Below are 5750 nucleotides of genomic sequence, written 5' to 3' on the forward strand. Positions count from 1 at the left end.
GCTCGCGGGCCTTCCTTATATATGGAGGCGCGCGGTGTGCCGTGCCGCTTACTCCTGCGCCATGCGGCGGTAGTGATCGAAGCGACGAAGGGCGTCTTCTTTGCCCTGTTCGAAGAGCCTTTCGGCCTCTTCGGGGAACGACTTGGTCAGCGAGGCGAAGCGGTTCTCGCCGGCTACGAAGTCCAGGTAGTCCATGCTGGGCTCCTTGGAGTCCAGCGTCATGGGGTTCTCCTTGCGCGGGTCGTAGTGGTACAGCGACCAGTAACCGCTTTCCACCGCTCGCTTCATCTCGCCCTGGACGTCGTGCATGCCGCACTTCAGGCCGTGCGAGGTGCAGGGCGCGTAGGCGATGATCATGGACGGGCCCTCGTACTCCTCGGCTTCTTTCAGCACCTTGACCAGCTGGTTGTAGTTGGCGCCCATGGCCACCTGCGCAACGTAGACGTTGCCGTAGCTCATGAGGATGGCGCCCAGGTCCTTCTTGCCGGTCTTCTTGCCGCTGGCCGCGAACTGCGCCACGGCGCCCGCGGGCGTTGCCTTGGAGCTCTGGCCGCCGGTGTTGGAGTACACCTCGGTGTCCACCACCAGCACGTTGACGTTGGCGCCGCTGGCAACCACGTGGTCCAGGCCGCCGAAGCCGATGTCGTAGGCCCAGCCGTCGCCGCCGAACATCCAGAACGTCTTCTTCGCCAGCTGGTCCTTGAACTTGAGCACCTCCTGGCACACTTCCTTCGCGCTGTTGGTCAGTTTGTCCATGGAAGCCAACGCGCATGCCACCAGGGCATCTGCGGCCTTGCGCGACGCGTCGAAGTCGTCGAACGCGGCAAGGTAGTCCTCGCAGGCGGCCTTCATGGCGCTCATGGCGGCGGCGTCGGGCGTGTCGCCCGCGTCGGCCTTCGGCTTCTCCATCCCGTGCGTCAGGGCGCGGGACAGCTTCTCCACGCGCGCCTTCTCCACCGCACGCTGCTGCACGGAGCCCAGGAACAGGCCCAGCGAAAGCTCGGCGTTGTTCTCGAACAGGCTGTTGGTCCAGGCGGGGCCGAAGCCGCGCTTGCTCACCGTGTAGGGGATGCCGGGGAACGGCGAGCCCCAGGCCTGCGAGCAGCCCGTGGCGTTCGCCCAGTACACGCGGTCGCCGAACAGCTGGGTGAGCAGCTTGGCGTAGGGCGTCTCGCCGCAGCCCGCGCAGGCTGCGGAGAACTCCAGCAGCGGCTGCTGGAACTGCGAGCCCTTCACGGTGTAGGGGTCGAACGCGCCATCCTTGTCGGAGATGGTCAGGCCGAAGTCCCACAGCTTGCGGGCCTGGTCGGTGAGCTTGGCCGGCTGCATGTCCAGCGCGCCTGCCGGGCACACGTCGGCACAGCTGCCGCAGCTGGTGCAGTCGAACTGGCTGACCTGGATGGCGTAGCGCGTGCCCTCGGGCAGGTTCTTGCCGCCCTTGAGGGCAACCGTCGTGAACCCTTCGGGAGCGTTTTGCGCCTCGTCCTGATCAAGCAGGTAGGGGCGGATGGCGGCGTGGGGGCACACGAAGGCGCAGCGGTTGCACTGGATGCACGTCTCGGCGTTCCATGCGGGCGTCTTCACGGCGATGCCGCGCTTCTCGTAGGCGGTCAGGCCCATGTCGATGACACCGTCCTCGTAGCCGGCGAAGGCGCTGACGGGCAAGTCGTCGCCCTTCTGCGCGTTGACGGGGCGCAGGATGTTCTCGACCACCGCGGGCACGTCGGCCTCGGCGGCGTTCTCGTCGAGCGGGGCGTCGGCCCAGCTGGCGGGCACGGAAACCTCCACGCACTTCTGCGCGCCCTCCTCGATGGCTGCCACGTTCTTGGCCACCACGGCGTCGCCCTTGCGCGCGTAGGACTTGCGGGCCGCGTCCTTCATGTAGTCGAGCGCCTCCTCGACGGGCATGAGGCCCGCGATCTGGAAGAACGCCGCCTGCAGCACGGTGTTGATATGGCTGCCCAGGCCCACGCGCTGCGCAACCTCCACCGCGTCCACGGTGAACAGGCGGATGCCGTTTTGCGCGATGTAGCGCTTCATCTTGCCGGGCAGGTTGGCGTCAAGCTCCTCGGGCGTCCAGCTGGTGTTGAGCAGGAAGGTGCCGCCGGGCTTCACTTCCTGGACCATGTCGTACTGGCGCACGTAGCTTTGGTTGTGGCAGGCCACGAAGTCCGCGCGCTTCACGTAGTAGGTGCTGCGGATGGGCTTCTTCGAAAGGCGCAGGTGGGACTTGGTCACGCCGAAGGACTTCTTGGAGTCGTACTCGAAGTATGCCTGCGCGTACATGTCGGCGCAGTCGCCCAGGATGCGGATGGTGTTGTGGTTCGCGCCCACGGTGCCGTCGCCGCCCAGGCCCCAGAACTTGCAGCTGTAGGTGTCACCGTCCTCGAAATCGTCGAGCGGGCGCACGGGAAGCGACAGGTTCGTCACGTCGTCGGTGATGCCGATGGTAAAGCCGCGCTTGGGCTCGGCTGCGGCAAGGTTGTCGAACACGGCCACGATCTGGGCGGTGTCGGTGTCCTTGGACGACAGGCCGTAGCGACCGCCGATGACCGTCACCTTGCCCGCGCGGTCGCTGTTGGCGATGACGCTGGAGACGTCCAGGAACAGCGGCTCGCCGGCCGAGCCCATGCACTTGCAGCGGTCGAGCACCGCGATGCGCTGCACGGTTTCGGGCAGGGCGCCCAGGAAGTGCTTCGCCGAGAAGGGGCGGTACAGGTGCACCTGCAGAAAACCGTAGCGCTTGCCCGTGCCGTCGGCCTGCGCGCGGGCGTTCAGGTAGTCGCACGCCTCCTGGGCGGTTCCCGACACGCTGCCCATGGCCACCACCACGTCGGTGGCGTCGGCGGCGCCGTAGTAGTCGAACACGTGGTACTCGCGGCCGGTCACGCCGGCAACCTGCGCCATAACGTCCTCGACCACGTCGGCCAGCTGGTCGTACGCGGTGTTGTTCGCCTCGCGCACCTGGAAGTACACGTCGCCGTTTTGCACGGTGGCGCGCAGCATGGGGTGCTCGGGGTTCAGGGCGCGCGCACGGAAGCGGTCGAGCGCCTCGGTATCCATGAGCGCGGTCAGCTCCTTGGTGTCGGGCATGTCGATGCGAGACAGCTCGTGGGAGGTGCGGAATCCGTCGAAGAAGTGCATGAACGGGATGCTTCCCTTCACGGCGGCAAGGTGCGCCACGGCGGCCATGTCGGCGGCTTCCTGGACGCTTCCCGAGCTGAGCTGGGCGAAGCCGGTGTCGCGGCACGCCATGACGTCGGAGTGGTCGCCGAAGATGCTCATGGCGTGGGTGCCCACGGTGCGGCTGGCAACGTGCAGGACGCCTGGCAGGCGCTCGCCGGCGATGCGGTAGAGCACGGGCACCATGAGCATGAGGCCCTGGCTGGACGTGAAGCTGGTGCCCAGGCCGCCGGCCTGCAGCACGCCGTGGATGGCGGCGATGGCGCCGGCCTCGGACTGCATCTCGGTCAGCTGCACGCGCTGGCCGAACATGTTCAGGCGGCCCTGCGCGCTCCAGCGGTCGGTGTGCTCGGCCATGGGCGAGGACGGCGTGATGGGGTAGATGGCCGCCACCTCGGTGAAGTCGTAGGCAACGTGGGCCGCAGCCTGGTTGCCGTCGACGGTTACATAGTTGCTCATTGTGAAGCCCCTCTCCGCAACGATGGTTTGAAAACGCGAGCGGGGGCGCGCAAAACGGCCCCCGCGAAATGTCGGTGTATGGAAGCTGCTACTTCTTCACCAGGTTCTGAAGGCCCAGCTCCTCGACGGCGGCTTCCCTCATCTTGTACTTGAGGATCTTGCCGGCGGCGTTCATGGGGTAGGACTCCACGAACTTGATGTAGCGGGGCACCTTGTGACGCGCGATGTTGCTCATCATGAACTCGCGGATCTCGGGCTCGGTCATGGTCTCGCCGTCTTTGAGGATGATGCAGGCCATGGCCTCTTCGCCGTACTTCGCGTCCGGCACGCCCACCACCTGGCAGTCGCTGACCTTGGGGTGCGTGATGACGAAGTCCTCGATCTCCTTGGGGTAGACGTTCTCGCCGCCGCGGATGATCATGTCCTTCAGGCGGCCGGTGGCCACGAAGCAGCCGCGCTCGTCGCGCATGAGCAGGTCGCCGGAGTGCAGCCAGCCGTTCTCGTCAACCGTCTTGAAGGTGGCGTTGGGCATCTTGTAGTAGCCCTTCATGATGTTGTAGCCGCGCGAGCAGAACTCGCCGATCTGGCCGTCAGGCAGCTCCTCGCCGGTTTCAGGGTCGATGATCTTGCACTGCACGTGCGGGAACGCGTAGCCGACGGTCTCGGTGCGCAGGTCGAGCGGGTCGGTCCAGGCGCTCATGGTGGAACCCGGGGCCGATTCGGTCTGGCCGTACACCGACACGATGCCGGTCATGTTCATCTCGTCGGGCTGTGCAGCGCGCTTCATGAGCTCGGGCGGGCAGCCGGCGCCGGCCATGATGCCGGTGCGCATGTGGCTGAAGTCGGTCTTGCGGTAGTCGGCGTGGTTGAACATGGCGATGAACATGGTGGGCACGCCGTTGAACGCGGTGACCTTCTCCTGCGTGATGCAGTGCAGCGACGCCTTCGCGCTGAAGTAGGGCATGGGGCACATGGTGGCGCCGTGGGTCATGGACGACGTCATGGACAGCGTCATGCCGAAGCAGTGGAACATGGGCACGTGGATCATGAAGCGGTCCGCGGTGGACAGGCCCATGCGGTCGCCGATGCACTTGCCGTCGTTGACGACGTTGCGATGCGTGAGCATGACGCCCTTGGGGAAGCCCGTGGTGCCCGAGGTGTACTGCATGTTGCACACGTCGTCGGGGCGCACCTCGGCGGCCATGCGCTGGACCTTCTCAAGCGGCACCAGCTCGGAGCGCTCCATGGCCTGCTCGAAGTTCAGGCAGCCGGGCATGTCGAAGCCGACGGTGATGACGTTGCGCAGGAAGGGAAGGCGCTTGCAGTGCAACGGGTCGCCGGGCTTGGTGTCGGCGATTTCCGGGCACAGGTCGTTGATGATCTGGCGGTAGTTGGAATCCAGCGCGCTGTCGATCATGACCAGCGTGTGCGTGTCGGACTGGCGCAGCAGGTACTCGGCCTCGTGGACCTTGTACGCGGTGTTCACCGTGACCAACACTGCGCCGATCTTCGTGGCGGCCCAGAACGTGATGTACCAGGCGGGCACGTTGGTGGCCCAGATGGCCACCTTGCTGCCGGGCTTGACGCCCATCGACACGAGCGCGCGGGCGAAGGTGTCCACGTCGTCGCGGAACTCCTCGTAGGTGCGCGTGTAGTCCAGCGTGGTGTACTTGAAGCAGTACTGGTCGGGGAAGCACTCGACCATCTTGTCGAGCACCTGCGGGAAGGTCAGGTCGATGAGCTCGTCCTTTTTCCACACGTACTCGCCGGTGCCGTCGTGGTTGAGGTAGAGCGTGCGGCGCTTGCCGCGGGTGTCCTCGAACTGCTCCATGTAGTTGACGTAGTGGGGGAAGATGACCTCCATGTCGGTGAGGTCGGCCATCCACGCGGGGTCCCACTCAAGCGACACGAAGCCGTCGTAGTCGATGGAGGACAGCGCGCGAACCACCTCGTCGATGGGCAGGGTGCCTTCGCCCACCAGGTTGAAGGAGCCGTCGTCGTCGGAGTCGCGCATGTGCACGTGCTTGACGTAGGCGCCCAGGTTCTTGATGGTGGTCGCCGGGCTTTCGCCGCCCACGCGGTAGACGTTGTGGACGTCCCACAGGGCG

2 protein-coding genes are annotated in these 5750 nt (G+C 65.9%); both read right to left on the minus strand.

The genetic code is table 11. From position 1 onward, the window contains the following. Nucleotides 1-48: 48 nt before the first annotated feature. Entirely contained in the window at nt 49-3642 is a 3594-nt protein-coding gene (gene nifJ / locus Q0H50_RS08040) for a pyruvate:ferredoxin (flavodoxin) oxidoreductase (RefSeq protein ID WP_294421218.1), read from the minus strand. An 88-nt stretch (nt 3643-3730) separates the two neighbouring features. Beyond that, on the minus strand, nt 3731-5750 hold a 2020-nt coding region (locus Q0H50_RS08045; RefSeq protein ID WP_294421220.1), incomplete at its 5' end, for an AMP-binding protein.

This window comes from uncultured Senegalimassilia sp. (assembly GCF_934632265.1).
In the GTDB taxonomy this organism is placed as follows: Bacteria; Actinomycetota; Coriobacteriia; order Coriobacteriales; family Eggerthellaceae; genus Senegalimassilia.